Source organism: Mesorhizobium sp. (assembly GCF_004963255.1).
GTDB lineage: Bacteria > Pseudomonadota > Alphaproteobacteria > Rhizobiales > Rhizobiaceae > Mesorhizobium.
In genome coordinates, this window is record NZ_SUGA01000009.1 from 101,392 (window position 1) to 127,192 (window position 25,801).

Consider the following 25,801-nt stretch of genomic DNA (forward strand, 5'->3'; position numbering starts at 1 on the left):
CCCGATTGCAGGGCGACCCGGGGAAACCTAGTGTGCGCAGCCGCACGATCAATGAAAGTCAGCGACCCGAAATGCCGACATTCCCAACTATCCTGGCCCCAACGATCCTGGCTTTGGGCGGCGCCCATATCGACCGGCGCGGCCAGGTCGCGGGCACCTATGTGCCCGCCGCCTCCAATCCCGGCATGATGCGCGAGGATGTCGGCGGCGTCGTTTTCAACGCGCTGCGCAGCGTGGTGAAGCGCGGCGTGCCGGCCTCGCTGATCTCGGTGCGCGGCGGCGACGCGGCGGCGGACACAGTTGCCTCGGCGATCGACAACGCGGGGATAACGGACCTCTCGGTGGTGTTCCTCGACCGCACGACGCCGAGCTACACGGCGCTGATCGACGCCGAGGGCGAATTGATCGTCGGACTGGCCGACATGGCGCTCTACGACCTCGCCTTTCCCAAGCAGATAAGGCGTTCCAAGGTGCGCGAGGCGATCGCCGCGGCCGACGCCATTTTGTGCGACGCTAACCTGCCGACCGCGGCGCTGGAGCGCCTGGTTGCGCTCGCCGGCGACCGGCCGGTCTTCGCCATCGCCGTCTCGCCAGCCAAGGTCGTCCGCCTGGCGCCTCTGCTCAGTGATCTGTCGTTGCTCTTCATGAACCGCCGCGAAGCCGCCGCGCTGGTTCGCGCCGAAATGTCAGGAGAAGCCCTTGTCGACGCACTCAGGCAGGTCGGCCTGAACGCCGGCGTGATCACGGCCGGCAGCGCTCCGGTGCTGGGCTTCGACGACGCCGGCATCTTCGAAATCGACCCGCCGGCGCCGCGCCGGGTCGCCGACGTGACCGGCGCCGGCGATGCGCTGACCGGCGCGACGGTCGCCGCCCTGCTGCACGGCCTGCCGCTGCGCACCGCACTGCGCGAGGGCGTCGCGGCGGCAATGCTCGCCATAGAAAGCGCCGAGGCCGTGCCGTCCCTTACGACCGCCAATTTCACGCAGGCGCTTGCCCTTGTGCCGGAGGCACGGGAGGTGGCATAGGGCCACCGACAATCTACTTCCTCCTTGTCGGAGAACAGCCATGACGCCGCAAACCGCCCGCCCCTTCGTCGATGTCCACCCGCCCGTGGCGGAGGCGCTCGCCGCCGGCCGGCCCGTGGTGGCGCTGGAATCGACCATCATCACCCACGGCATGCCCTACCCCGACAATGGCGCGATGGCGGCCAAGGTCGAGCAGATCATCATTGATGCCGGCGCGGTGCCGGCGACGATCGCCGTGGTCAACGGCCGCATCAAGATCGGCCTGTCCGACGGCGAACGCGAATCGCTCGCCATGACCGGCGACGCCATGAAGCTGTCGCGTGCCGATATCGGCTTTGCGGTGGCGCAAGGGCGCACCGGCGGCACCACGGTGGCCGCCACCATGATCGCCGCGCATATGGCCGGCATAAAAGTGTTTGCCACCGGCGGCATCGGCGGTGTCCACAAGGGTGCCGAGAAAAGCTTCGACATCTCGGCCGATCTCGACGAGCTGGCGCGCACGCCTGTCATCGTCGTCTCGGCCGGCGCCAAGGCGATCCTCGACATCGAAAAGACGCTGGAAGTGCTGGAGACGCGTGGTGTGCCGGTCATCGGCCATGGCAGCGAAACCATGCCCGCCTTCTGGTCCAGGCAATCGCCCTTCCGCGCGCCGCTGACGCTGCAGGCGCCTGAGGACATCGCGCATTTCTACCGGACGCGGCAGGCGCTGGGCATCGGCGGCGGCATCCTGGTCGCCAATCCCGTGCCGCAAAACGACGAGATTCCGGCCGACGAAATGGCCGGCTATATCGATGCCGCGCAGAAAGCAGCGGAAGCCCAGAACGTGACCGGCAAGGCGGTGACGCCGTTCCTCCTGTCGAAGATCCTGGAACTCACCGGCGGCCGCAGCCTCAAGACCAACATCGCGCTGGTCGAGAACAACGCCCGGCTTGCGGCGGAGATTGCGAAGGCGCTGTAGAGGCACGCGGCGAAGCCCCCTCACCCGGATTGCCAAGGCCGAATTGCGAAGAGCAATTCGGGGCAATCCGACCTCTCCCCGAGGGGAGAGGAGCTGCTAGCGCCCGCGCCAACCTCTTCTCCCCAGCGGGGAGAAGGTGGCCGCGAAGCGGCCGGATGAGGGGGCGGCCTAGACGTGCCCTTCACAGTGTTTCAACAGCAGGTCAAATCACTTCCCCGCCCGTCTTCCCGCCTCATACGCCCGCCGCGCCCACACGGCCATCTCGTCGGGATCGTCGAACGCCTCGTCCGGCACGCTCCAATAGGGCATCGCCACGTCCTTGCCGTGGCGCGAGCCGATATAGGTCCACTGGCTGCAGCCGGCGGCCTCGAAATCGGGAATGGTTTCCTCATCCGCCTTGAGCATCAGCTCGCCGCGTACCACCACCGCGACGATAACGCCGTCGCAATAGATGCCCTTGCCGCCGAACAGTTTGCGGATGCTGATCGGCCCAAGGCTTTCGAACAGTTCTTCGAGGCGCGTATTATCCATGCCGCGATCATCTCATCCGCCAAGGGCCTTGTCATCGCCGCAACCAAAAGCATGCTGACAGGTTGAAACCTGGAAACGGAGTTCCCGCCATGCCCGTCCTGCTCAAAGGCTCCTGCCGCTGCGGCGCCGTCAGCTTCGAGGTGCAAAGCCACACGCCGGTGCCGTTCATGCTCTGCTATTGCTCGATCTGCCGCAAGCAGCAGGGCGGCGGCGGTTTCGCCATCAATCTCGGCGCCGACTACGAAACGATGAAAATCAGGGGCAAGCGCAGCCTCGGCGTCTACCGCGCCAAGATCGAGGACGACGAGCACCCGCATTGCGAGGTCTCGACCGGCGAGCGCAATTTCTGCCGCAAATGCGGCTCGGCGCTCTGGCTCTACGACCCGACCTGGCCGGATCTCGTGCACCCCTTCGCCTCGGCAATCGACACCGACCTGCCGAAGCCGCCGGAAAAGGTGCATCTGATGCTGAAATACAAGGCGAACTGGGTCGAGCCGGTGGTCGGCAAGAAGGATAAGGTATTCGAGGTCTACCCCGAGGAATCGATCGCCGACTGGCACAAGCGAACTGGGATGTGGGTCGACTAGTCTCTTCGCCCCGTTGACGAGGCCAAGGAAGATCAGGCCGAAGCGCGCGCCTCGGCAAGGGCCTTGAGATCAGCCGGCTTCAATTCGACGGATTCGCCGCAGCCGCAGGCCGAACTCTGGTTCGGGTTCTTGAAGGTGAAGCCGGTGCGCAACGTCGTCTGTTCGAAATCCATCTCGGTGCCGAACAGGAAGAGCGCGGCTTCCGGCGCGACATAGACATGCGCGCCGTCGCGCTCGATATGGTCGTCCTTGGGGTTCGGCTCGGTCACCAGATCGATGGTGTATTCCATGCCGGCGCAGCCGCCCTTCTTGATGCCGAGCCGGATGCCATGCGCGTTGTCGCGCGCGGCCACGATCTCGCGCACGCGGTCGGCGGCCTTTTCGGTCATCGTGATGACGGCGAAGCGTCCCATATTTTCCTTCTCCATTCCCTGCAGGTTCAAGGCCTGCCGAATGATTCTCACCTAAAATGGTGAAGTTTTACCGCTGGCGCAAGTGCGCCAGCATGTGCCTGCTAGTACCAACCCACCGCGACCTGCGCCTCTTCCGACATGCGGTCAGGCGTCCATGGCGGGTCGAACACCATGTTGACCTCGACACCGGAAACGCCTTCGACGGCGCCGACGGCGTTCTCGACCCAGCCCGGCATCTCGCCGGCCACGGGGCAGCCCGGCGCGGTCAGCGTCATGTCGATCTTGACTGAACGGTCGTCCTCAATGTCGATCTTGTAGACGAGGCCAAGCTCGTAGATGTCGGCCGGGATTTCCGGGTCATAGACCGTCTTCAGCGCCGAGACGATGTCGTCGGTCAGCCGCGCCAACTCGTCGGCGGGGATAGCCGAGGCCGAGACGATACCGTTGCCGGCCGTTTCCGGACCAGCCGTTTCCGGAGCAGTCTCTTGGGTCGCGCTCACATCGTTCATCATCATCACCCGAAGAACTTTCGCGCCTTTTCCAGCGCCTCGGCCAAAGCGTCGACTTCGGCCCTGGTATTATACATGCCGAACGATGCCCTGCATGTGGAGGTGACGCCGAAGCGTTTCAACAGCGGCTGGGCGCAATGCGTGCCCGCGCGGACCGCAACACCCTGCCGGTCGATCACCATCGACACGTCATGCGCATGGATGCCCTGCAACTCGAACGAGATGATGGCGCCCTTGCCGGGCGCGTCGCCGAAGATGCGCAAGGAGTTGATCGCCCGCAGCCGCTCATGCGCGTAGGCCTTGAGGTCCGCCTCATGTACTGCGATGCGCTCGCGGCCCACCTTCTCCATATAGTCCAACGCGGCGCCGAGCCCAATCGCCTGCACGATCGGCGGCGTGCCAGCCTCGAAACGGTGCGGCGGCTCGTTGTAGGTGACGATGTCCTCCGTCACCTCCTCGATCATCTCACCGCCGCCCATGAAGGGCCGCATCTCTTCCAGCCTGTCCTTCTTGCCGTAGAGCACGCCGATTCCCGACGGGCCGTAGACCTTGTGTCCCGTGAAGACGAAGAAATCGCAGTCGAGATCCTGCACGTCGATCGGCATGTGCACCGCGCTCTGGCTGCCGTCCACGAGGACCGGAATTCCACGCGCATGCGCGATGCGCACGATCTCCTTGATCGGCGTCACCGTGCCCAGCGCGTTGGACATCTGCGTGATGGCGACCAGCTTGGTGCGGTCGGTCAGGCGCTTCTCGAATTCCTCGATGTGAAACGCGCCGAGATCGTCGACCGGCACCCAGACCAGCTTGGCGCCCTGCCGCTCGCGGATGAAATGCCACGGCACTATGTTGGAATGGTGCTCCATGATCGACAGCACGATCTCGTCGCCCTCGCCGATCCGCGGCATGCCCCAGCCATAGGCGACCGTGTTGATCGCCGAGGTGGTGTTCGAGGTGAAGACGATATTGTCAGTGCTCGGCGCGTTCAAAAACCGCTGCACCGACTTGCGGGCATTCTCATAGGCATCGGTCGCGGCGTTCGACAAAAAATGCAGGCCGCGATGGACGTTGGCATATTCCTGGGAATAGGCGTGCTGGATGGTGTCGAGCACCACCTGCGGCTTCTGTGCCGAAGCGCCATTGTCGAGATAGACCAGCGGCTTGCCATAGACCTGGCGCGACAGGATCGGGAAGTCGCGGCGGATCGCCTCGACGTCGTATGGGGTGGTTTCGATCTTCTGGTCCATTTCGAAGTCCTTGCCGGCCAAAGCCGCGATCCTTCCAACACCCCTCATCCGTCCGAGCTTCGCTCGGCCACCTTCTCCCACAAGGGGGAGAAGGTTAGGCGCTAGCCGTGCGTCGAAAACCAGCCGTCGAGCCGCTCTTCGAGCGCTTCGACAAGCGCCTCGTCGTCCAGTTCCTCGATCACTTCGGCGACGAACGCCTTCACCAGAAGGCCCCGCGCCGACTTCTCGTCGATACCGCGCGCCATCAGGTAGAACAGATGGTTGTGGTCGATCTCGGTGACGGTTGCGCCGTGGCCGCAGACCACGTCGTCGGCGAAGATTTCCAGCTCCGGCTTGGTCGAGAATTCGCCGTCATCGGACAGAAGCAGCGTGTTGCAGGCCATCTTGGCGTTGGTCTTCTGCGCGTATTGATGCACGTTGATGCGGCCCTGGAAAACGCCCCGCGCCTTGCCGGTCACCACATTGCGGATCACTTCCGTCGAGGTGGTGTGCGGCACGGCATGATCGAGCACCATGGTGGTGTCGGTATGCGTGTCGCCGGCGAGAAGATTGATGCCGCGCAATTTGAAATCGGCGCCCTCGCCCGTCGTCCTGACCACGACCTCCTGGCGAACGAGCTTGCCGCCGGCATTCATCACGAACAGCGTCAGCTTGCCGTCCTTGCCGATATGCGCCTTGAACTGGGCGAGATGCGTGGCCGTGTCCGGCTGCTCCTGCACGATCAGCCAGGTCACTTGCGCGCCGTCGCCGACCACCAGCTGGCTGACCGACGAAATGAGCGCCTCGTCGCCCTCGCCCGTCTGGCGCTCGACGATGACCGCCTTGGCGCCGGCGCCGACACGTGCCAAGAGCCGCACATGCGACTGGCCGCCCGCCTGCAAATTCTGCAACTCGATCGGCTTTTCCAACTCGGTTGCATCGGCGATATCGACAAAATAGCCGTCGGCAACAAAGGCCGTGTTCAGGGCGCCGATCGCATCGTCGTCGCCATAGGTGTCGAGTCCCGGCGCAACGCTGCCGTCGGTCAGCTTTTCCGACAGGCGCTGCACGGTGACGCCGTCGATCTCCGGCAGCTTCGTCTGTGAGACTCCGTTCAGCACAGGCAGCACGGCCGACCCTTCAAGAACCGGCGCAAGTGCCTTGGCCACGGCGTCGGCTTCGAAAGCCGGCACGTTGGTCAGCAACCGGCGCAAATCCGTATAATGCCAGGATTCGACGCGGCGCGTCGGCAGGCCGTGCTTGATCGCCTCGATCGCGTCGTCGCGCTTGACCATCACCGCCCCGTCGCCGGGCAGTTGTGACAGCCGCTCGCCAAAGGCGTCAATGAGCGCCGTCTCGGCCAAGGTCCGCTGGGGCTGTGCATGCATGTTCATGGCTCTTGCCTCGACTGCCATCTCACGCCGCTTCGCCGATCACGCCGGCATAGCCATTGGCCTCGAGATCGAGCGCCAGCGACTTGTCGCCCGACTTGATGACCTGGCCCTTGTAGAGCACGTGCACCGAATCCGGCACGATGTGCTCCAGCAGGCGCTGGTAGTGGGTGATCACGACGATGGCGCGCTCCGGCGAACGCAGCGCGTTGACGCCGTCCGAGACGATCTTCAGCGCATCGATGTCGAGGCCGGAATCGGTCTCGTCGAGCACGCAAAGCTTCGGCTCCAGCAGCTTCATCTGCAGGATCTCGGCGCGCTTCTTCTCGCCGCCCGAGAAGCCGACATTAAGCGGCCGCTTGAGCATATTCATGTCCATGCTGAGCGAGGCGGCGGCTTCCTTCACCCGCTTCAGGAACTCCGGAACCTTGAGCGGCTCCTCGCCGCGCGCCTTGCGCTGCTCGTTCATCGCCACCTTGAGGAACTCCATGGTCGCCACGCCCGGTATCTCCATCGGATACTGGAAGGCGAGGAAGATGCCGGCGGTGGCGCGCTCGGCCGGATCCATCTCGAGGATCGACTGGCCGTTATAGAGGATGTCGCCTTCGGTCACCTCATAGTCCTCGCGGCCGGCGAGGATATAGGACAGCGTCGACTTGCCAGAGCCGTTCGGACCCATGATGGCCGCGACCTCGCCGGCTTTCACCGTCAGATTCAGGCCGCGAATGATCTCGGTGCCGTCATCGACGATGCGGGCATGCAAATTCTTGATCTCAAGCATAGTTTCTTCCTGAATAACTTTTGCGGTCAGCCGACCGAACCCTCGAGGCTGATCCCGATCAGCTTCTGCGCCTCGACGGCGAACTCCATCGGCAGCTGCTGGATGACATCCTTAACGAAGCCGTTGACGATCAGCGCGATCGCTTCCTCTTCTGGGATGCCGCGCTGCATGACGTAGAACTTCTGGTCCTCGGAGATCTTCGACGTCGTCGCCTCGTGCTCGAACTTCGCCGTCGCGTTCTTGGCTTCCATGTAAGGCACGGTGTGCGCGCCGCACTGGTCGCCGATCAGAAGCGAGTCGCAATTGGTGAAGTTGCGCGCGTTGGTCGCCTTGCGGTGCGCCGAGACCTGGCCGCGATAGGTGTTCTGCGAGAACCCGGCCGCGATGCCCTTGGAGATGATGCGGCTCGACGTGTTCTTGCCGAGATGGATCATCTTGGTGCCGCTATCGACCTGCTGGTAACCGTTCGAGACCGCGATCGAATAGAACTCGCCGCTGGAATCGTCGCCGCGCAGGATGCAGCTCGGATATTTCCAGGTGATCGCCGAGCCGGTTTCGACCTGCGTCCACGAGATCTTGGAGCGGTCGCCGCGGCAATCGCCGCGCTTGGTGACGAAGTTGTAGATGCCGCCCTTGCCCTCGGCATCGCCGGGATACCAGTTCTGCACCGTCGAATATTTGATCTCGGCATCGTCGAGCGCGATCAGCTCGACTACCGCGGCATGCAGTTGGTTCTCGTCGCGCTGCGGCGCCGTGCAGCCTTCGAGATAGGAGACGTAAGCCCCCTCCTCGGCGATGATCAGCGTGCGCTCGAACTGGCCGGTGTTCTTCTCGTTAATGCGGAAATAGGTCGACAGCTCCATTGGGCAGCGAACGCCCTTCGGCACGAAGACGAAGGAACCGTCGGTGAACACGGCCGAGTTCAACGTCGCGTAGAAATTGTCCGAGGTCGGCACAACCGAGCCGAGATATTTCTTGACCAGTTCCGGATGCTCGCGGATCGCTTCCGAGATCGAGCAGAAGATGACGCCCGCCTTGGCGAGCTCTTCCTTGAAGGTCGTGACCACGGAAACCGAATCGAACACGGCGTCGACCGCGACGCGGCCGGACTTGTAGACGTTGTCGCCTATCTCCGCTTCCCCGTCCGCCGCCGCGGGCTTCTGCACGCCGGCCAGGATTTCCTGCTCCTTGAGCGGAATGCCGAGCTTTTCGTAGACCTTGAGCAGTTCGGGGTCGACATCGCTCAGCGACTTCGGCCCCGGCGTGCTCTTCGGCGCGGCGTAGTAATAGATGTCCTGGAAGTCGATCTTCGGATAGTGGACGCGCGCCCAGGTCGGCTCTTCCAGCGTCAGCCAGCGGCGATAGGCCCCCAGACGCCATTCCAGCATCCAGTCCGGCTCATCCTTCTTGGCCGAGATGAAGCGAATAATGTCCTCGCTCAGGCCCTTCGGGGCCTTGTCCATCTCGATCTCTGTCTGGAATCCATATTTATACTGGTCGACGTCGATCTTTCGGACTCGATCGATCGTCTCCTGCACAGCAGGCATAAGCGTTCTCCATCCACGCCGGGGTCAAGGCCCGGCAGTTTTCAAACTATGGCACCGCTGTGATCGCATCCCGGCAGGGACGCGCAGCGGAGTAAGCTCCATATAGTGCGTGTCCGCCGGAAATTCACCCGGCCAGGATAAAACGCACCACTCTACCAGGCCGCAGGGCCTGAATTCGTCTTCGCCGCCGTCAGGCGGCTTCTTCCTTGCCCGCGCGGCGCGCGACAATGCCGGCCAACGCCGCTCTGAACGCCGCGATGTCCTCGGCGCCGGTCGCGCGGCCGATCGAGACCCGCAAGGCGCCCAGGCTGTCGCCATGGCCCATGGCCTTCAGCACATGGCTTGGCCCGACCTTTCCCGACGAGCAGGCCGAGCCCGCCGACAGCGCGACGCCGGCCAGATCGAAAGCGATCTGCGCCGTCTCGGCCTTGATGCCGGGAATAGCGAAGAATGTCGTGTTGGCAAGCCTCTGAGCGCCATTTCCGAAGATTTCCGCGTCCGGCGCCAGTTCGGTCACGATGGCTTCGACCTCGTCGCGCCGGCGCGCTACGGCGTCCATATCGTCGAGGCCGGCAAGTGCTGCCCGCGCCGCGGCGCCGAAACCGGCGATCCCGGCGACGTTTTCCGTGCCGGCGCGATGGCCCTTCTCTTGGCCGCCGCCATTGACCAGCGGCCGCGGCATCATCAGGTCGGACGCGGCGACGATCGCGCCGACGCCCTTGGGACCGCCGATCTTGTGCGAGGACAGGATCAGGTAATCGGCATAAGGGCCTGACATATCGAGCGGAATCCGCCCGGCGGCCTGGACGGCGTCGACGACCAGCACCCCGCCGGCGGCCTTGACGATCTCGGCGATGCGACCGACCGGCTGGACGACGCCAGTCTCATTATTAGCGGCGTGGATCGCCACCAGGGGCAGACCGGCCGCCTTGTTATGCTGGCCAAGCGCGGCGGCAAGCGCCTCGAGATCGGCAATGCCGTTGCTGTCGACGCCGATCCTCGTCACCTGCGCCGCCGCGAAGCGCCCGCCATTGAGGACGCAGGGATGGTCGGCCTCAGAGACATAGAGATGGCTCATACGGATGGCGCCGCGCCCCATCTGCCAGTCCGGCGTAAGCAGCGTCGAGGCGGCTTCGGTGGCGCCGGAGGTGAAGACGATATGCTCGGGCCTGGCGTTGACCAGCCGCGCCACGTCACGGCGCGCATCCTCGACCAGTCGGCGCGCGGCGCGGCCCTCGGTGTGCACCGATGACGGGTTGGCGGCATCGAGGGCGGCGACCATCGCCGCCCGCGCTTCCGCAATGAGCGGCGCGCTGGCGTTGTAGTCGAGATAGGCGCGGGTTGCGGCCATTTTCGCTCAGTTCGTCCTTCCGCCAACTATCCCGCGAGGATAGCGCGTTATTTCCTTGAAATTGCAAGGCAAGCCGTCCTATTTACCCGGCTTGCGGCGCGGGCGGCCGAACCATCGGGTTTCGGCTTCCCAGTTTTGAACAATTCTAAACTAGCTTCTAGGAAGACGCTCGCCCGGCGTCAAGGCCACAGAAGGTTTGGGGCCGCAGGACAGTTTAGGGCCGAACGAGTTTCGAGCTAGCGCATTCATATGCCACGTGGAGTATTTTATGCCTGAGGTCATTTTCGCCGGTCCGGCTGGTCGCCTGGAGGGACGCTATCAGCCCTCGAAGGAAAAGAGCGCCCCGATCGCCATCGTGCTGCATCCGCATCCGCAATTCGGCGGGACGATGAACAACAAGATCGTCTACGACCTCTTCTACATGTTCCAGAAGCGCGATTTCACCGTGCTGCGTTTCAATTTCCGCGGCATTGGCCGCAGCCAGGGCGAGTTCGACCACGGCACCGGCGAATTGTCGGACGCGGCCGCGGCGCTCGACTGGGTGCAGTCGCTGCATCCGGATTCCAAGAGCTGCTGGGTCGCCGGCTATTCCTTCGGCTCGTGGATCGGCATGCAGCTTCTGATGCGCCGGCCGGAGATCGAGGGCTTCATCTCGGTGGCGCCGCAGCCCAACACCTACGATTTCTCCTTCCTGGCGCCCTGCCCCTCATCCGGCCTGATCATCCATGGCGATGCCGACAAGGTGGCGCCGCCCAAGGACGTGCAGGGACTTGTCGACAAGCTGCACACGCAAAAGGGCATCACCATCACCCAGAAGACGCTGCCCGGCGCCAACCATTTCTTCGCCAATGACGCCGAGTTGCTGATCCATGAATGCGCTGACTATCTCGACCGGCGCCTCGCCGGCGAGCTCGCGGATCCGCGGCCGAAGCGGCTGCGCTAAGCAGGAAGCTGTACAGTCGAAGCGCTTTAATGGGTTGGCGTCCGGCCGGCGCCGATCTCGGCGCCTTCGACCGGGCCGGCCATCGAAACCCTGCCTCTCAGCGCGCGGGAGGGTGCCAGCCGGAATGTCCGCTTGCGCACCGGCAATTTCGAGCTTGTCTGGCCAAAGATGAAACCGAGCCGGGCGAAGACCAGCCCCGAGATCACCGCGAATGCCAGCCCAAGCCCGAAGCCCGCGACCGTGTCGCTGGGATAGTGCGCACCGACGAAGACGCGGGTCGAGGCGATGCAGGCGGTGACCGCCAGCGTGATGTACCAGCGCCGCGGGAACAGCAGCAGCAGGATGCCAAACACCGCGCCCATCGTCGTGGCATGGCCGGAGGGAAAGCCGGCGAAGCGCGCGTCCATGGCGAAAGGATGCAGCGACAGGACGCCGAAGCTGTCGAAATAAAGCGGCCGGGCCCGGCCGATGCCGTATTTCAGCACGTTGACCGCAAGACCGGACAGGCCGGCCGCGCACAGCACCAGGAAGGCGAAGCAGGTCCAGTTGTAGACCAGCATCCGGCCGTGCCGGGAAAGGCCGCGCCAATCCGTCAGGTTGGCGACGACGAGGCAGAGCGCTGACGGAATGAGGTACCAGCCGCCGAGGCCGAACTGCGTGAAGAAGTCGGTGAAGCGCACGAAGCCGGGTGACCATTCGCCGCGCATCTCGCCCGCGGCGGCGTCGAGGCGCAGGAAGACCGCCACGGTAAGCAGCACCCAGGCTATGAGCCAGACGCTCCATAGGATTCGCGGATAGCGCGCCGGCCGCACGGCAAAGCGTCGCAGCACGATCGACATCGTGTCGCGGAAATTGCCGAGCGAGCGGCGGTAAAGGGCAAGGGGCGCGGCGGACATGGCTTTGGCGCGAGTCTATAGGGGCATTCGATGCCCGAAGCTATTCATCACGGCGCCACCCGGTAAAGCCCGAGCGCAAGCTTGTCTCCTGACGAATAGTTGATGCCGTCGATCTCGGTCAGGCGCTTGGCCGACTTGCCCTGGGCGGTCAGCACATCGGCAAGCTTCTGTTCGTCCTTGATCGGCGCCAGCCCGAGCGCGCAGGACGGATCGTCGAGCAGATGCCGCGCCACGCCCTCGACGTCGGTGAGCACGGTCTTGGTGCCGACCAGGAAGACGAGGCTGGGCTCCTGGAATTTGGCCGAGGCAAGCACCGTGGTGTCGCAAAGGCGGTTGGCGTCGACCGCGGCTTTGACCGCGGGGCTAAGCCAGATCGGCTTCAGCGACGGCGCGATGACGCCGAACAGCAGGCTGAAGGTGATCCCGGCGCCGACCGCGATCGCGGCGATGCGGCCAAGCGACACCTGCAATTGCCGCGGGAAGGCAAGGTAGCCGGTGACAAGAGCGGCGATCACCGCCGGTATGCTCCACCAGGAGAAGGTCTTGGTGAGATAGAGCGGCGCGCCGACGCAGACCACGGCAAGGCCGATTGCCACCACGGCAAGGCCGAAGGCGGTCGCCCACCACAGCCAGGTCTGCCAGCGCTTGAGCGGCGCGTTGGCCTGGTCCGCCGGCAAGGTGAGCAGCCAGCCGATCAAAAGCGCCATGCCTGGATAGGCCGGCATGACATAGTGCGGCAGCTTGGTCGGGATCGCCTCGAACACCAGCCAGAACGGGATGTACCAGGCCAGGCAGAAGCGCAGGCGCGGATCGTCCCAGAACCGGTTGATCGCCTGCAGCCCGGCGCCGACAGCGATCAACCCGAACGGCCACATGAACAGCGAATAGGTCAGCATATAGAAACCGGGCGGCAGGCCGTGCGATTCCTCGCCCTGCGCCACCTTGTTCAGCATGTCCTTGCCGACCGCCTCCTGGAAGAAGGCGCCGCCGCTCTTCCAGGTAATGAGGACAAGCCACGGCAGGACGATGACAAGCACGATCAGGACGCCGCGCACCAGCTTCATCTTCAGCAGCCAGCGCCAGTCGCGGTCGAAGGCAACAAGCGCCGCGGCCGTGAGTAGCGACAAGAGCGGCGAAACCGGTCCCTTGATCAGGATGCCCAACCCTTGCGCGATCCAGAAGATCCACGGCAGATGCCCGGGTACCGGCTCGTTGCGCTTGGCCGCCATATAGACCTGGGCCAGCGCGCCTTGCGCGATCACGCAGCAGGCGAGAAGCATCGCGTCGGTCTTGGCGTCGCGTCCCTCGAAGGCGGTGGCGAAGATCGCCGCCATCATCAGGCCGGCGGCGAGCCCGGCATTGGCGCCGAAGAGCTTTGTCCCGGTCCAGCCGATGCCGACGACCGCGATCGCGATGCCCAGCATCGAGACCACGCGATAGACCCAGATCGGCGCCGCCGCCCCCTCGCCGCTCAGCGCGACCGCCGCGGACTGCAGCCAGTAGATGCCGATCGGTTTCTTGTAGCGCGTGACATCCTGCAGGCGGATATCGACATAGTCGCCCGTCTCGACCATCTGCTTGGTCGCCTGGACGAAGCGGGATTCGTCGCGGTCGACCGGCGGCAGGCTGGCCAGCCCGCTGACGGTCATGACGATGCTGAACAGAAAGAGGAGAATGTAGTTCCTGTTCATCGCGGGGGCTCGTCCGATCTGAAACTGCGGGATGGTCCCGTCGCGGCGCATGGGCGCCTATCTGTGCGCGGCGCCTCATTACGACAGCAAAAAGGGCGAAGCAAGGACGCCCGGGCGCCGCGTCCGATCGGTCGCAAAGCCGGAAACCACTTTTGCTAACGGCGCTTGGATGCTAAACGCGCGCCTTCATATCCAGCTTGGCCTTGGCGCCAAGCGATCTCCAGGAAGAGAAAATGTACGCCTTCAAATCCGATTTCCTGCGCATCATGGGCGAGCGTGGCTTCATCCACCAGATTTCGGACGAATCCGCCCTCGACCAGCTTTTCGCCAAGGAAACGGTAAGCGCCTATATCGGCTTCGACGCCACGGCCCGGAGTCTGCATGCCGGATCGCTGATCCAGATCATGATGCTGCACTGGCTGCAGCAGACCGGTCACCGGCCGATCGCGCTGATGGGCGGCGGCACCTCGATGATCGGCGACCCGTCCTTCAAGGACGAAGCGCGCAAGCTGCTCACCCCGCAGGACATCGAGGACAATCTCGTCGGCATCCGCCGCAATTTCGCGCCTTACCTGAAGTTCGGCAGCGGCCCCGGCGACGCGGTCATGGTCAACAACGCCGACTGGCTGATGGAGATCAACTACGTCAATTTCCTGCGCGATGTCGGCCGGCACTTCTCGGTCAACCGCATGCTCGCTTTCGACAGCGTGAAGCTCAGGCTCGACCGCGAGCAGTCACTGTCCTTCCTCGAGTTCAACTACATGATCCTGCAGGCCTATGACTTCGTCGAGCTCTACAAGCGCTTTGGCTGCCGGCTGCAGATGGGCGGCTCGGACCAGTGGGGCAATATCGTCAATGGCATCGACCTCGGCCACCGCATGGAGGGCGTGCAGCTCTTCGCCATGACCACACCGCTGCTCACCACCTCGTCCGGCGCCAAGATGGGCAAGTCGGCCTCGGGCGCCGTCTGGCTCGATGGCGACATGCTGAGCCCCTACGAATTCTGGCAGTACTGGCGCAACACCGAGGATGCCGATGTCGGCCGCTTCCTGAAGCTTTACACCACGCTGCCGCTGGACGAGGTGGCGCGGCTGGAAAAGCTCGGCGGCTCGGAAATCAATGAGGCGAAGAAAATCCTCGCCACCGAGATCACAGCCATGCTGCACGGCCGCGAGGCGGCCGAGACGGCAAGCGAGACGGCGCGCAAGACCTTCGAGGAAGGCGCGCTCGCCGACACGCTGCCCAGCGTCGAAGTCGCCAAATCGGACCTAGAAGCCGGGATCGGCATCCTGGCGCTGTTCGTAACAGCCGGGCTGGCCGGCTCGAACGGCGAAGCGCGCCGGCATATCCAGGGCGGTGCGGTGCGTATCAACGATCAGCCCTTGACCGACGACCGGCGCATCGTCACATCCCTGGACCTCGGCCCGGAAGGCGTGGTGAAGCTCTCGCTCGGCAAGAAGAAGCACGTGCTGGTGCGGCCGATCTGATCGGCCGCACCTTCTCGATCATCGTCCTTCCCGAAAACCGGAGACCGCTTTTCGGGATCGAGTTTAACGGTACTCGAAGATCGAGCGGAATATACCGGGCGCCACCACGGACAGCGGATTGACGTTGAGGGTCGGCTTGTTGGCATTGCCGCGCAGCCGGTAGGTGACGCCGATCAGGCCGCGGTCGCGTCCGTTGCCGAGCAGCGGCCCGAACAGCGGCAATTCGCCGAAGATGCGGTTCAGCCCGTAGACCGGCATGAAGGTGCCGGTCATGTCCATGTTGTTGTTCGGATCGTAGAGCGTTCCCTGGAAGGTAGTGCCGATGCGTGGACCGCGCAGCAGGCCGTTCGCCAGCCTCAGATAGCCGGACCCCTTGTCGATCTCGGCGAAGCCGCGCTCGAACTGCACCCTGGACGTATCGATATTGCCCTTGACGGCCTCGTTCAGGCTGCGCGTATCGCCGGCCGGCGTCGTCGACACGATCGAGGCGAGCTTGGGCTCGTTGACGACATAGAAGTTGCGGGCATCCACCTGTCCCTTCATCGGCCCGTCGGCAGCGCCCGAGAGCGACAGCGTGATCGCGCCGCCTTCCATATGCTCGTAGACGTTGAGGAAACGCAGGATCGCGCCGGCGTCGGCCGACTTCACCCTAAGCACCCGGCCGCCTTCGCTGGTGGTGTTGTTGATCGTGATCGGGGCGCCCGAGCTTGCCGCGGCGGTGACGTTGAGCCCGTTCACGCGCGATCCGGCCGCGCTGTATTCGAGCTTCAGATTGGAAAGCACCTCGTCATGGAAACCGGTCAGCGATGCCACATCGGCGCTCACCGAGATCGCGTCGCTGCCAGCGCCCTTGGTGGCGGTGTCGACATCGGAAGTGAACTGCTTGATCAGCGAGCGGGCGTCGAGCGACGCGCCGCTGACGTCGACCGCGTAGCTCTTGCCGGCGCGCTTGACCGAAACGGCAACATCGTCGCCTCGGTTCAACGCAACCTTGCTGAAGCGGGCCGCGGACAACGCGCCGTTGACCAGCGTCACATTGCCGTCGATCGAAAAGCTTTTTCCGTCGAGAGCGAAATCCGACAGCGTGGTTGTGCTGCCGGACTTCGCCATGTTGAATGCAACCTTGGCCGGAATGCCGGCGCCCTTGCTCCAGCCCGCCCAGGGAATGTCGAGCCTGGCATTGGTCAGGTCCGCCGAGACCTGCTGGGCGTCCTCGCCGCTCTTGTCGATCGCCACCTTGATGGTTCCCGAAAGCAGGTCCGAGAGCCCAGGCATGCTGGCGTCGCGCGTCTTGTCGTCGAGGATCAGCGTGACCTTGCGGCTGCGCGCCGGCCCGTCATCGGCGAGCGGTTCGACCAGATCGAGCTCGGCCGGAATGCCGTTGAGCTTGGCTTCCGCCGAAATCACCGCCTGTTTTGGCCCCACTGTTATCGAGCCGTCCGCTTCGGTAACGGTCTGGTCTTCGAACGGCTTGGCGAGCGACAGGTCCTGATAGTCGAGGGAAACCAGCCAATCGAGCTTCGCGGTGTCCATGCCCCTCGTCAGCGGAATGTCTGCCCTGACGTGGCCGGTAACGGTGCCGGACAGGTCCTCGGGCGCCAGCCCGACATGGCGCATGGCATTGATCGGCTCGTAGGAGGCAAGCTCGGCGATCGCCGGCGCCTCACCCGCGACGTCGATGTCGAGCCCGCCGACCACGATCGGTCGATTGGCGTTCTTGATCGTCAGCGTCCCGCCGCTTGCCGCCACGGTGCGCCCGCTCGGCATGTAGACGCTGCCCGATGAGAGCGCGACGTCGACATCGTTGCCGTGGAACGCGACGACACCGACAGCGTCGCGGACCGGCGGGATGCGCCCGGCGGTATCGAAGCGCGAGCCTTCGATCTGGAAACGGCCAAACACTTCGTCGCCGGTAAGCGGCACGCCATTGCCCAGGCGCCCCGGCACCACCTGGAACTGCAGGTTGCCGTCGGTCACCGTACCGCCGAACAGGTTGCCCAGCACCCAAAGCCGCGCGTTGCGGGCCGAAAACCATGGCCACAATTGCTTCACATGCGAGACCGGCATGTCGTGAACGTTGAGCGACAGCGACACGCCCGGAGGACCGTTGTCGACGAAGGCGACGGTGGCCGCGCCCAGCACTTCGCCCGATCCGCCGGACCGGACGCCGATCTGCTCGGCGACGAGCTTGCGGCTCTTCGGCTGATAGACGCCCGCGATGCGGGCCAGGAACTGAAGCGCCGGTTCGGGCGATTCCGCGGGCGCCAGCGTCGAGCCGTCGCTGGTCAGGTCGTAGCGGTATGCGGGCTCCTCCCCGATGGCTGCCGGCTTCGGCCCAATCGACCCGGCAAAGTCGAAGCTCGAGCGACCGTTCTTGATCAGCAGTCGGTCGACCGAAATTTTGTTCGAGCCGGCCATCAGCGTGGCATTGGCTTCGACATCGACAGGCAGCAGCCCACGCTCGTCCAGGTCGAGCACGGAACCGGTGAGCGAGAGCGAGGCCGCCAGCCGCGACGGGCTGTCGGCCGACGCTTCCGAGCCCGAAAGTTTCAGCGAGATCGAACCCAGTCTGGCGCCATCGGCCGCGGGGGCAGTCTCGGTCGAGGCGCCCTCGCCGGAGTTGCCCGCGCCTTCTATTTCGATGTTGGCATCCAGCGAGGCGATCCGCCTTGCCGTCGCATCGCGGGTCGCGGTTGCGGTCAAAGTCGCGTGCCGGCCGTCGACATCGGCATCGTAGGAGAACTGCATGCGCCCGGTACCGGTCTGCGCGACGGTTGCCGAGGTGACGGTCACGCGCTTGACGAGCCCTGTGTCCGGCAATTCGAACTCGACGTTGTGCAAATCGATCTGGCGTATCGAGTCCTCGCGCACGGCATCCAGTGCGTCGTTGACGCTGGCGAACGCCGCCGCCGACACTTTCTCCGGGTCGACAAGCCCGTTCTCGTTGCGCAGCGCCGCCGTCCAGTCACCGCCGCCAGAAGGCATGGCCGCCACGACAATGTGGGCGTTGGAGAATCTGGCGCTGGTCAGCCGGACATCGCCCGAAAGCAGCGGCAAGAGGCGCATGCCGAAACGCACCCGCCCGATATCGGCCATCGGCTTGCCGTCAGCCGTCTTGAGGCTGACATCGTTCACCTGCAGGGCAATGAAGCTCGATCCGTCCAGCGTCAGCCGCGCCGCGCCGACGGTGACATTGACATCGACCCCTGCCAGCTTCTCGATGGCGGTCTCCGCCTCGGCCCGGAGCCGTTCCGTGCCGATGCCCGAGGCCCCCAGGACATAGACGCCCGCCGCCGCCAGAAGCACGAGCGCGCAAAGCCCGGCAAACACGCGGCCGAGGACGCGGAAGCGCCGCCGCACCACCGCGCGGCCAAGCGGCGGCACGCTGCAAGCGGACGGGAGCTTCGCCAGGTCGGTGATCTCGTCACGCCTGAACCTGATCTTCTCGTGCTGCGGGTCTTCCTGATCCAAGCAATCTTCCGTTGTGACGAACTCGTCATGGACGAATCCCCGCCTCACGTTATAACGATGCTTTCCCGCGCGTAACCGCAAACAAGGGCATCGATATGGCTGATCTCGCGGTGGGCGACGCAGCGCCCCAATTCGATCTTCCGCGTGACGGCGGCGGCTCCCTCAGTCTCGCCGCGCTCCGGGGCAAGCCCGTTGTACTCTACTTCTACCCGCAGGACGACACCACAAGCTGCACCAACGAGGCGATCGGCTTCTCGCAGTTGAAACCGGAGTTCGAGAAGGCCGGCGTCGAAGTGATCGGGCTGTCCCCCGATAGCGTGAAGAAACACGACAAATTCAAGGCGAAGTACGATCTCACCGTCGATCTCGTCGCCGACGAGGAGCGCAAGGTGATCGAGGCCTATCATTTGTGGGTCGAGAAGACGATGTACGGACGCAATTATATGGGTGTCGAGCGCGCCACCTTCCTGATCGGCAAGGATGGGCGCATTGCCCGCGTCTGGCGCAAGGTTCGCGTCAAGGGCCATGCCGAAGAAGTGCTCGAGGCCGTGCGCGCGCTCTGAGCGTCGCCAAAGCCCATCAAAGCAATCGACAATTATGGTCGTTACTCGTCAGGTGCCTCGGCCTTCGGCTGCCGCCGCGTCCTCCAGGATTTCGAACGATGGCTCGCTTGATCGGCCAACGCGGCAAGTTGGCCACGCAAACCGCGCGCCCCCATCAAGGACGACAGCGTGACTGATTGCGTGGCAAAGCGCCGCTTGAAATCCTCGCCGCCGCAGAGAAAATCGACGGTGGCAAGGCCACGGTCGAACGACCATTGGATATAGTCCATCATCAGTACCATACCCGGCGAGGCGCGCTCGTATTCGGGATCATAGGTGGTGACGAAAGCCATCATCGTGCCGTGCTGCTCGAAATTGATCGAGACGGCGACGATCGTGTCGTCAAGCTCCAGCACGAAGATGCGCAACAGCCCGAGGTCGGCCAGCACCGAAGTAAGCGCGGCAAGAACCGGCGAGCCCTTATCGAACAGATCCGAGGCACGACCATGGCGAGCGAGCCAGAGGCGCTTCAGCGTCGCGACGCGCTCGAGCACCGGCTCGCGCGGCTCCGCCGCGTCCAGCAGCCGGAAACGCAATGCACCGCTTTCTTCCATGAACTTCCGGCCACGGCGATAGTTCTGCCGGCCCTTCTTGGACAACGTCTCGAACCATTCCGCCCCGCGCTGCCAGGAGCCAGCGACACGATAGCTGATTTCAGTGCGGTGGTTGGGCCGAAGCGCCCTGCCATGAACCGGTTCCAGCAGGGCATGAACACCGGCATCCGGTAACAGGCGGTTGAGATAGATCAGGTCGAAGCCACCCTGGTCAAAAACATACTGCCAGAGGCGGGAGATCGCCCGCGGGTCGCTGTCGGGTGCAACCAGCGCGTCGCCATAGTCACTGTGATCCTTCGCCGCCCATTCGAGGATGCGGATGCCGGAACGCCTGAAGGTCGCGAGCGCTATCACGCCATCGAGCCGACCGCCGTTCCAGGCAAGCCCAATCCTGAGCGCGCGCCGCTCCTGCTGCGGGGTGGTGCGCCACCAGGCCGCGATCCAGTCCGGGTGCTGGAAGACAAGCCCGCCAGCCCGCTGCCAGAGCGCCCTCCAGGCCGGTGCGATCTCGGCCAGGCGCGCCGCCGACGTCACGACTTCGAAGGTGTGTGTCCGCGGGATTGCGAGCACAACGGGACCGTTCATGGCCGTGTCCCCTCCGAGGCCCGCGAGGTGCGTGACCGTGGCTTTCCGGGCCGGATGCGCCTGGCGATATGACCCCACATCCGCTTCAGCGGCATGAGGTAGAGGCCTGCGAGCGACTGATAGTCACGCACATCGCGGTCGACCAGCCCGAACTTGAAGTCCTCGTCAGGCCTCGGCACACACAATGTTCCGAAAAGCCGGTCCCAGAACGAGAAGAGCAGCCCGAAGTTCTTGTCGTAGTGGCGCGGATCGACGCTGTGATGCAACTGATGCCAGTGGGGACACAGGATCAAATGGTTGAGCGGGCCGAACGAGATCTTGAAATGCGTGTGCCTGACGAAATCCATCATCAGGATGTTACGCATGACATAGACGTTGACGCCAAAAACGGTCAGTTCGACAAGGTTCAGCGAAATCAGCGACCAGATGCCGAAGCAAAACCCCACGATGATGCCGTCCCAGGCTCGGTTCATCAACTCGTCGAGCGGATGGACCCGGTCCTTGGTGATCCCGACCATCACCTCGGCCGAGTGATGCACCTTGTGCAGTTCCCAAAGCAGTGGATAGCGATGCTGGGCGACGTGATAGAGATAATAGGAAATGTCGTAGGCGAGGAGCATGCTGACGGTGAAGATCAGAACCGTCACCGGCCCTGCCGGCCCCTCGGTCAGAGGCGGTTGGAAGTGGAGCAGTGTCGAAAACAGCCAGTTGGTCCCGTACCCCACCGCCGTGACGAAGACGATTCCGGCGGGCAGCATCAGGAAAGGCATCAGGGCCTTCTTCGTGACCCAGAACAGAAGGTCGGCCTTCGCGGAAGGATGGGTGATGACCTCGTGCGGGATGACGAACTCGAAGAACTCCTTCCAGCTCTTCTCCTCGACCGTGCGCCAATAGGCTACAAGCGCGCTGACAAAGGCAGTCAGCAGCAAAAGCCCGGTCGCCAGCAGACTGGTGCCCGAAATCTTGTCGAGGAGCTTGCCAACCAGATCGTCCAGCATTCCTACCGCCACGGTGAATCCCAAACACCAACACGCCTTTACTCGAAAAACGTCAACTAAACGCAATCGAAGAGAGTTAAGAAACCGCGCCTTACTCTGGGAGCTATAGGCTGCTCCCGGCAGAACATTGATGCTCGTCGCCAACGATTTCGCGACATGGCGTCCGCGTCCAGGAGATTTACGCGCAACCTCGTGCCCGTGCTGCGAGCATTCGGCGCCGCGCGGTCGACCCGGCAAGCCTTTGTTAACCCTAATAATGTGTAATCAGGCTTGTCGTTGGTCCCGTAACGAAAGCCTGGTCCCCGTGAAACCAACCGGTCAGTCAGCTGTCTTCGGCAGGCGCAAGGAACCGCACACGGTCATCATCGCCCGCGGCAACGAGATAAGGCATTTCACCATCCGCCCCTGGCTCGCCGCCTTCCTCGGCTCGGCCCTGGCGGCGATCGCCATCGGCTATCTGCTTGCCACGTCCTATCTGGTGTTGCGCGACGACCTGATCGGCGCCACGACGGCCAGGCAGGCGCGCATGCAGCAGGCCTATGAGGACCGCATCTCGGCCCTTCGTGCCCAGGTCGACCGCATCACCAGCCGCCAGCTTCTCGACCAGCAACTGATGGAAACCAAGGTCAGCGAGCTCTTGGCCAGGCAGACACAGCTCAGCGAGCGTCACGGGCGGCTTGGCCCGATCCTCGAGCGCGCCGAGAACGAGGTCGGCGACGCGCCCGCGGCAGGCGCCGCGGCGGCCAAGCGCGATGAACCCGCAGAGGTCACCGGCAGCCTCTCTCAGGCGCCGACCTATTCCGTCGCATCCTTGAGCGCTGGTGACACCAGGCCCTTCTCGCTCTGGTCGACAAGGTCCGATCCGCTCGATGGTGAAACGGCCGCTGATCGCGCCGACAAGCTGTTCGTCTCGATCAACGCATCGCTGAAGGCCATCGAGAGCCAGCAGCTCTCGCGCATCACCACGCTTGCCGACAGCGCCTACAAGAATGCCGATGCCATAACCCAGGCGCTGGAAGCCGCGGGCCTGCCGGTCGACAGCGAGCTCAACAAGAGCGACGTCGGCGGCCCACTGGTGCCGCTCGATCCCTCGCTGGTTTTCGACAGCAAGGTCAAGGAACTGGACGAGGCGCTCGACGCGCTTGACGGAGTCAAGAAGGAGGCGCGCAAGCTGCCGCTTGCCAACCCCGCCCCTGGCCATCCGGTGACCAGCCCGTTTGGCGTACGCACGGACCCGATCCTGGGCAGCGCCGCCCTGCACACGGGCATGGATTTCAGGGCGCCGATCGGCATGCCGGCCAAGGTCACGGCCGCCGGCATCGTCACCAGGGCCGGCTGGGCCGGCGGCTACGGCCGCATGGTCGAGGTCGACCACGGCAACGGCTTTGCCACACGCTACGGACATCTGAGCGAGATCGACGTCACTGTCGGCCAGAAGCTCGCCGCCGGCGACATCATCGGCAAGACCGGCAGCAGCGGCCGCTCGACCGGTCCGCACCTTCATTACGAAGTGCGCCACGATGGCGAGGCGGTCGACCCGCTGCGCTTCCTCACTGTCGGCAAGAAGGTCGCGCAATACCTTTGACCGGCTGATCCGACAAAGGCGCCTGCGGATCGGCTAAGCGCCGCAATTTTCCTGTCCGGCCAGGTACATCGTTGCCACCGACACCAGAGTAAGGACGCCGTTCTTCAACGCCGTCTCGTCGACGCGGAACCTGGAATGGTGGAGCGGGTAGACTGCCCCTACCCCCTCGTTGCGGATGCCGAGCCGGAAATAGACCGACGGGCGTTTCTCGCTATAGTAACCGAAGTCGTCCGCAATGCTCCATCCAGGCATGTTGAGAACATTATCCGCGCCGATGCTGGCCCTGGCGCCGGCCATGATGAGCGCGGCCATACCGGCATCGTTGACGACGCCCGGTTCGCCCCGGCGGATGTCGATCTTTACGCTGGCGCCGTGGCTTGCCGCTATTCCTTCCAGCACTTCACGAAGCCGGCGCCAGGCCCGCACGCGAGTGGCGTCGTGGCCGCTGCGGATGGTGCCTTTGAACGCGACCTTGCCGGCGGTGACGTTATAGGCATTGCCGCCATTGATGGCGGTGACCGAGATGACCAGGGGATCATAGGGATCGGTCTCACGCGATACGATCTTCTGCAGGTCGCCCACCATTGAGCAGGCGACCGTCAGCGCGTCTATGCCTTCATAGGGCTTTGCCGCATGCGCCGCCGAGCCCGTGACCAGCACATCGAACGTATCGCAGGCGAGAGTGTAGGGACCCGGGCCGACGGCCACCTTGCCCGACGGCGTATACGGATCGACATGGAGGCAGATCGCGGCATCGACGTCGTCGAGAAGCCCTTCCTCGACCACCCGTTTGCCGCCTGACGGTTCATCTTCCTCGGCCGGCTGGAAGATCAGGCGAACCGTTCCGCCGAAACTGTCGCGTGAGCGATTGAGATGCGCGGCGACCGCGAAGCCCATCCCGGCATGGGCGTCATGACCGCAGGCATGCATCACGCCCGGATTTTTGGATGCAAAATCGACACCGGACTCCTCCTCGATCGGCAAGGCGTCGATATCGGCACGGATAGCCACCTTGCGGTTCGAAGGCCGGCCGGTGCCGACGATGTCGACGGCAAGCCCGTAGCCGGCCACATCACGGATTTCGGTGATCCCTTCCTTTGCAAGCATCTCGCGCAAATAGCGCTGCGTGCCCGCTTCCCGGTTCGACAGCTCGGGGTGGCAGTGCAGATGGCGCCGGATCTCGATCATCCGATCGAGAATTCCGGCATCGATGTCGGGCGCGGCATCGCTCGTCGAGGACGGCCGGTCAGGTTTTGACATGGATATCCCGCGGGAACTTCGTCAGTGTCTCGTTGCCGGTCTCGGTCACCAGAATGGTTTCGCTGACCTCGATGCCCCATCCGTCCATCCACATTCCCAGGATGGAATGGACGACATTGCCGGGCTGCAGCACCGTCTTGTCGCCTGGCCGCAGGCTGATCGTATGCTCGCCCCAATCCGGCGGATAGGCAACGCCGATCGAATAGCCGATGCGCGATTCCTTCTTCAGCCCGTGACGCGCAATGACCTTGCGCCAGGCGGCTTCGACCGCCTCGGCGGTCGTGCCTGGACGGGCGGTCTCGAGCACCGCATCCATGCCTTCGATCACCGCCTTTGCCGTGTCCGCGACGCGGGCCGGCGTCTTGCCGAGCTGCATGGTCCTGGCAAGCCCGGCGGCATAGCGGCGGCAGACGCCGGCGAGTTCCAGCGCGATGGTTTCGTCCTTTCCGAACCGCCGGTCGCTCCACATGATGTGCGGGGCAGAAGCGTTTTCGCCGCCGAGGATCGTCGGCGGCAGCGCCGTGATGTCGCCGGCGAAATCAGGGCTGCCGGCGATCTGCGCCGCCTGGATGGAAGCAATCGCGTCGCATTCGCGCACGCCCGGCGCGATGACTTCGTAGGCCCGCGCGACCGCCGCCTCGGCCAGCCTCGACGCCTTGCGCAGGTAGTCAATTTCCGGCGCCGATTTCACCGCGCGGATCCAGTTCACGAGCAGGTCGGCGTCGTGCCATTTGGCGTTGGGAAGGCCGGCGACGAGCCGCGCATGCGCCTTCGGCGAGAAATAATAGGCTTCGAGCTCGATGCCGATGGGGCGGTTGCCCCAGCCCTTGGCGACGATCCAGGCCGCGATCCAGTCCATCGGATGCCGGTCGGCGCGCTGGACATGGTCCTCCGGGAAGCCGACGACGTTTTCCGGCTTCATCCAGGCCGTCAGCAAGCCGCCGGCCGCATCCATGGCGCGGCCGATCCAGACCGGCTCGGCATCCTCGATGGGAACAAGCACGACCTGCGGAGTATAGAACGACCAGCCGTCATAGCCGGTGATGTAGTGCTGGTTGGCGACGTCGTTGACGATCAGGAGTTCGATGCCGCGCCTGGCCATCTCGGCGCGGATTTCTCCGAGCCGCCGCTGGTACTCTGCGCGGGCAAAAGGCAGTTCAATCATCTTTTCTCCTCATCGGATCGATCTGGTCGGGGACGAAGCCCTATCGTCCTACCATCGCGGTGGTTTTGAGCGACGACAATCGGCCAGGACGGTGCATAGGCAGGGCCTACCGAGCAGTCTCGGCTTGCCAGCCGCATGGTCAGTTCCACCTGCCTTGAACGAGCCGATGACCTGTTCGCCGAATAAGAGAGCGATTGACTCGAAGTAAGTTGTAGGATGATATGTATCACCTGATATCCAGACAT

Annotated in this window: 22 protein-coding genes; 7 read left to right on the forward strand and 15 right to left on the reverse strand. The window is 64.1% G+C overall.

Going from position 1 to position 25,801, the window contains the following annotated elements; translation table 11 throughout:
• Positions 1 to 71 precede the first annotated feature (71 nt).
• Positions 72 to 1,025 carry a carbohydrate kinase family protein gene (locus E5X34_RS12850; protein ID WP_292564901.1) on the forward strand — a complete coding sequence of 318 codons (954 nt, stop codon included), beginning with the start codon at positions 72 to 74 and terminating at the stop codon, positions 1,023 to 1,025.
• 40 nt (positions 1,026 to 1,065) lie between these two features.
• Positions 1,066 to 1,983 (forward strand): pseudouridine-5'-phosphate glycosidase, encoded by a 918-nt coding sequence (locus E5X34_RS12855; RefSeq protein ID WP_292564905.1) that lies wholly within the window; start codon positions 1,066 to 1,068, stop codon positions 1,981 to 1,983.
• Between the two features lie 207 nt (positions 1,984 to 2,190).
• On the opposite strand, the gene E5X34_RS12860 is transcribed toward E5X34_RS12855, so the two are convergent.
• Positions 2,191 to 2,514 carry a TfoX/Sxy family protein gene (locus E5X34_RS12860; protein WP_292564908.1) on the reverse strand — a complete coding sequence of 108 codons (324 nt, stop codon included), beginning with the start codon at positions 2,512 to 2,514 and terminating at the stop codon, positions 2,191 to 2,193.
• 89 nt (positions 2,515 to 2,603) lie between these two features.
• Here E5X34_RS12860 and E5X34_RS12865 point away from each other — a divergent pair, with 89 nt between their 5' ends.
• On the forward strand, positions 2,604 to 3,101 hold the full coding sequence (locus tag E5X34_RS12865; RefSeq protein WP_292564911.1) for a GFA family protein: 498 nt from the start codon (positions 2,604 to 2,606) through the stop codon (positions 3,099 to 3,101).
• 32 nt (positions 3,102 to 3,133) lie between these two features.
• On the opposite strand, the gene sufA is transcribed toward E5X34_RS12865, so the two are convergent.
• The 7 genes from sufA to E5X34_RS12900 form a co-directional block, all read right to left on the reverse strand.
• A complete protein-coding gene (gene sufA, locus E5X34_RS12870; RefSeq protein ID WP_201410242.1) occupies positions 3,134 to 3,514 on the reverse strand; it encodes a Fe-S cluster assembly scaffold SufA in 381 nt (126 codons plus the stop codon).
• A gap of 101 nt (positions 3,515 to 3,615) precedes the next feature.
• Positions 3,616 to 4,023 carry an SUF system Fe-S cluster assembly protein gene (locus E5X34_RS12875; RefSeq protein WP_126060580.1) on the reverse strand — a complete coding sequence of 136 codons (408 nt, stop codon included), beginning with the start codon at positions 4,021 to 4,023 and terminating at the stop codon, positions 3,616 to 3,618.
• A gap of 5 nt (positions 4,024 to 4,028) precedes the next feature.
• Positions 4,029 to 5,270, reverse strand: a complete 1,242-nt coding sequence (locus E5X34_RS12880; RefSeq protein ID WP_292564915.1) for a cysteine desulfurase — start codon at positions 5,268 to 5,270, stop codon at positions 4,029 to 4,031.
• A gap of 101 nt (positions 5,271 to 5,371) precedes the next feature.
• Positions 5,372 to 6,643, reverse strand: coding sequence for a Fe-S cluster assembly protein SufD (gene sufD, locus E5X34_RS12885; RefSeq protein ID WP_292564918.1), 1,272 nt, complete (start codon positions 6,641 to 6,643; stop codon positions 5,372 to 5,374).
• Positions 6,644 to 6,665: 22 nt separating this feature from the next.
• Positions 6,666 to 7,421, reverse strand: coding sequence for a Fe-S cluster assembly ATPase SufC (sufC, locus tag E5X34_RS12890; RefSeq protein ID WP_042644485.1), 756 nt, complete (start codon positions 7,419 to 7,421; stop codon positions 6,666 to 6,668).
• Between the two features lie 26 nt (positions 7,422 to 7,447).
• Positions 7,448 to 8,968, reverse strand: coding sequence for a Fe-S cluster assembly protein SufB (sufB, locus tag E5X34_RS12895; RefSeq protein WP_292564921.1), 1,521 nt, complete (start codon positions 8,966 to 8,968; stop codon positions 7,448 to 7,450).
• A 190-nt stretch (positions 8,969 to 9,158) separates the two neighbouring features.
• Positions 9,159 to 10,319, reverse strand: coding sequence for a cysteine desulfurase family protein (locus E5X34_RS12900; RefSeq protein WP_292564924.1), 1,161 nt, complete (start codon positions 10,317 to 10,319; stop codon positions 9,159 to 9,161).
• 268 nt (positions 10,320 to 10,587) lie between these two features.
• Between E5X34_RS12900 and E5X34_RS12905 the strand changes: the two genes are divergently transcribed.
• Positions 10,588 to 11,262: an alpha/beta hydrolase gene (locus tag E5X34_RS12905; protein WP_095818525.1), complete on the forward strand. Its 675-nt coding sequence runs from the start codon at positions 10,588 to 10,590 to the stop codon at positions 11,260 to 11,262.
• A 26-nt stretch (positions 11,263 to 11,288) separates the two neighbouring features.
• On the opposite strand, the gene E5X34_RS12910 is transcribed toward E5X34_RS12905, so the two are convergent.
• Positions 11,289 to 12,158, reverse strand: a complete 870-nt coding sequence (locus E5X34_RS12910; RefSeq protein WP_292564926.1) for a phosphatase PAP2 family protein — start codon at positions 12,156 to 12,158, stop codon at positions 11,289 to 11,291.
• A gap of 47 nt (positions 12,159 to 12,205) precedes the next feature.
• Positions 12,206 to 13,849, reverse strand: coding sequence for a glycosyltransferase family 39 protein (locus E5X34_RS12915; protein ID WP_292564928.1), 1,644 nt, complete (start codon positions 13,847 to 13,849; stop codon positions 12,206 to 12,208).
• Positions 13,850 to 14,082: 233 nt separating this feature from the next.
• Between E5X34_RS12915 and tyrS the strand changes: the two genes are divergently transcribed.
• Entirely contained in the window at positions 14,083 to 15,336 is a 1,254-nt protein-coding gene (tyrS, locus tag E5X34_RS12920) for a tyrosine--tRNA ligase (RefSeq protein ID WP_292564931.1), read from the forward strand.
• A 63-nt stretch (positions 15,337 to 15,399) separates the two neighbouring features.
• Here tyrS and E5X34_RS12925 read toward each other — a convergent pair whose 3' ends face one another.
• The gene (locus E5X34_RS12925; RefSeq protein WP_292564934.1) at positions 15,400 to 18,807 is read right to left on the reverse strand and encodes a DUF3971 domain-containing protein; all 3,408 of its coding nucleotides are present in this window, start codon (positions 18,805 to 18,807) and stop codon (positions 15,400 to 15,402) included.
• A 95-nt stretch (positions 18,808 to 18,902) separates the two neighbouring features.
• Between E5X34_RS12925 and E5X34_RS12930 the strand changes: the two genes are divergently transcribed.
• On the forward strand, positions 18,903 to 19,370 hold the full coding sequence (locus E5X34_RS12930; protein WP_292564937.1) for a peroxiredoxin: 468 nt from the start codon (positions 18,903 to 18,905) through the stop codon (positions 19,368 to 19,370).
• A gap of 41 nt (positions 19,371 to 19,411) precedes the next feature.
• Here the strand turns inward: E5X34_RS12930 and E5X34_RS12935 are convergent, their stop codons facing one another.
• A complete protein-coding gene (locus E5X34_RS12935; protein ID WP_292564940.1) occupies positions 19,412 to 20,548 on the reverse strand; it encodes a GNAT family N-acetyltransferase in 1,137 nt (378 codons plus the stop codon).
• Entirely contained in the window at positions 20,545 to 21,546 is a 1,002-nt protein-coding gene (locus tag E5X34_RS12940) for a sterol desaturase family protein (protein ID WP_292564943.1), read from the reverse strand. The genes E5X34_RS12935 and E5X34_RS12940 overlap by 4 nt, the downstream gene beginning before the upstream one ends.
• Before the next feature lie 304 nt (positions 21,547 to 21,850).
• On the opposite strand from E5X34_RS12940, the gene E5X34_RS12945 reads away from it, so the two are divergent.
• Positions 21,851 to 23,131, forward strand: a complete 1,281-nt coding sequence (locus tag E5X34_RS12945) for a M23 family metallopeptidase (RefSeq protein ID WP_292564946.1) — start codon at positions 21,851 to 21,853, stop codon at positions 23,129 to 23,131.
• Between the two features lie 33 nt (positions 23,132 to 23,164).
• On the opposite strand, the gene E5X34_RS12950 is transcribed toward E5X34_RS12945, so the two are convergent.
• Together E5X34_RS12950 and E5X34_RS12955 are read right to left on the reverse strand one after the other, a co-directional pair.
• Positions 23,165 to 24,391: a M20 family metallopeptidase gene (locus tag E5X34_RS12950; RefSeq protein ID WP_292564949.1), complete on the reverse strand. Its 1,227-nt coding sequence runs from the start codon at positions 24,389 to 24,391 to the stop codon at positions 23,165 to 23,167.
• The gene (locus E5X34_RS12955) at positions 24,378 to 25,556 is read right to left on the reverse strand and encodes a M24 family metallopeptidase (protein WP_292564951.1); all 1,179 of its coding nucleotides are present in this window, start codon (positions 25,554 to 25,556) and stop codon (positions 24,378 to 24,380) included. The genes E5X34_RS12950 and E5X34_RS12955 overlap by 14 nt, the downstream gene beginning before the upstream one ends.
• Between the last annotated feature and the right edge of the window lie 245 nt (positions 25,557 to 25,801).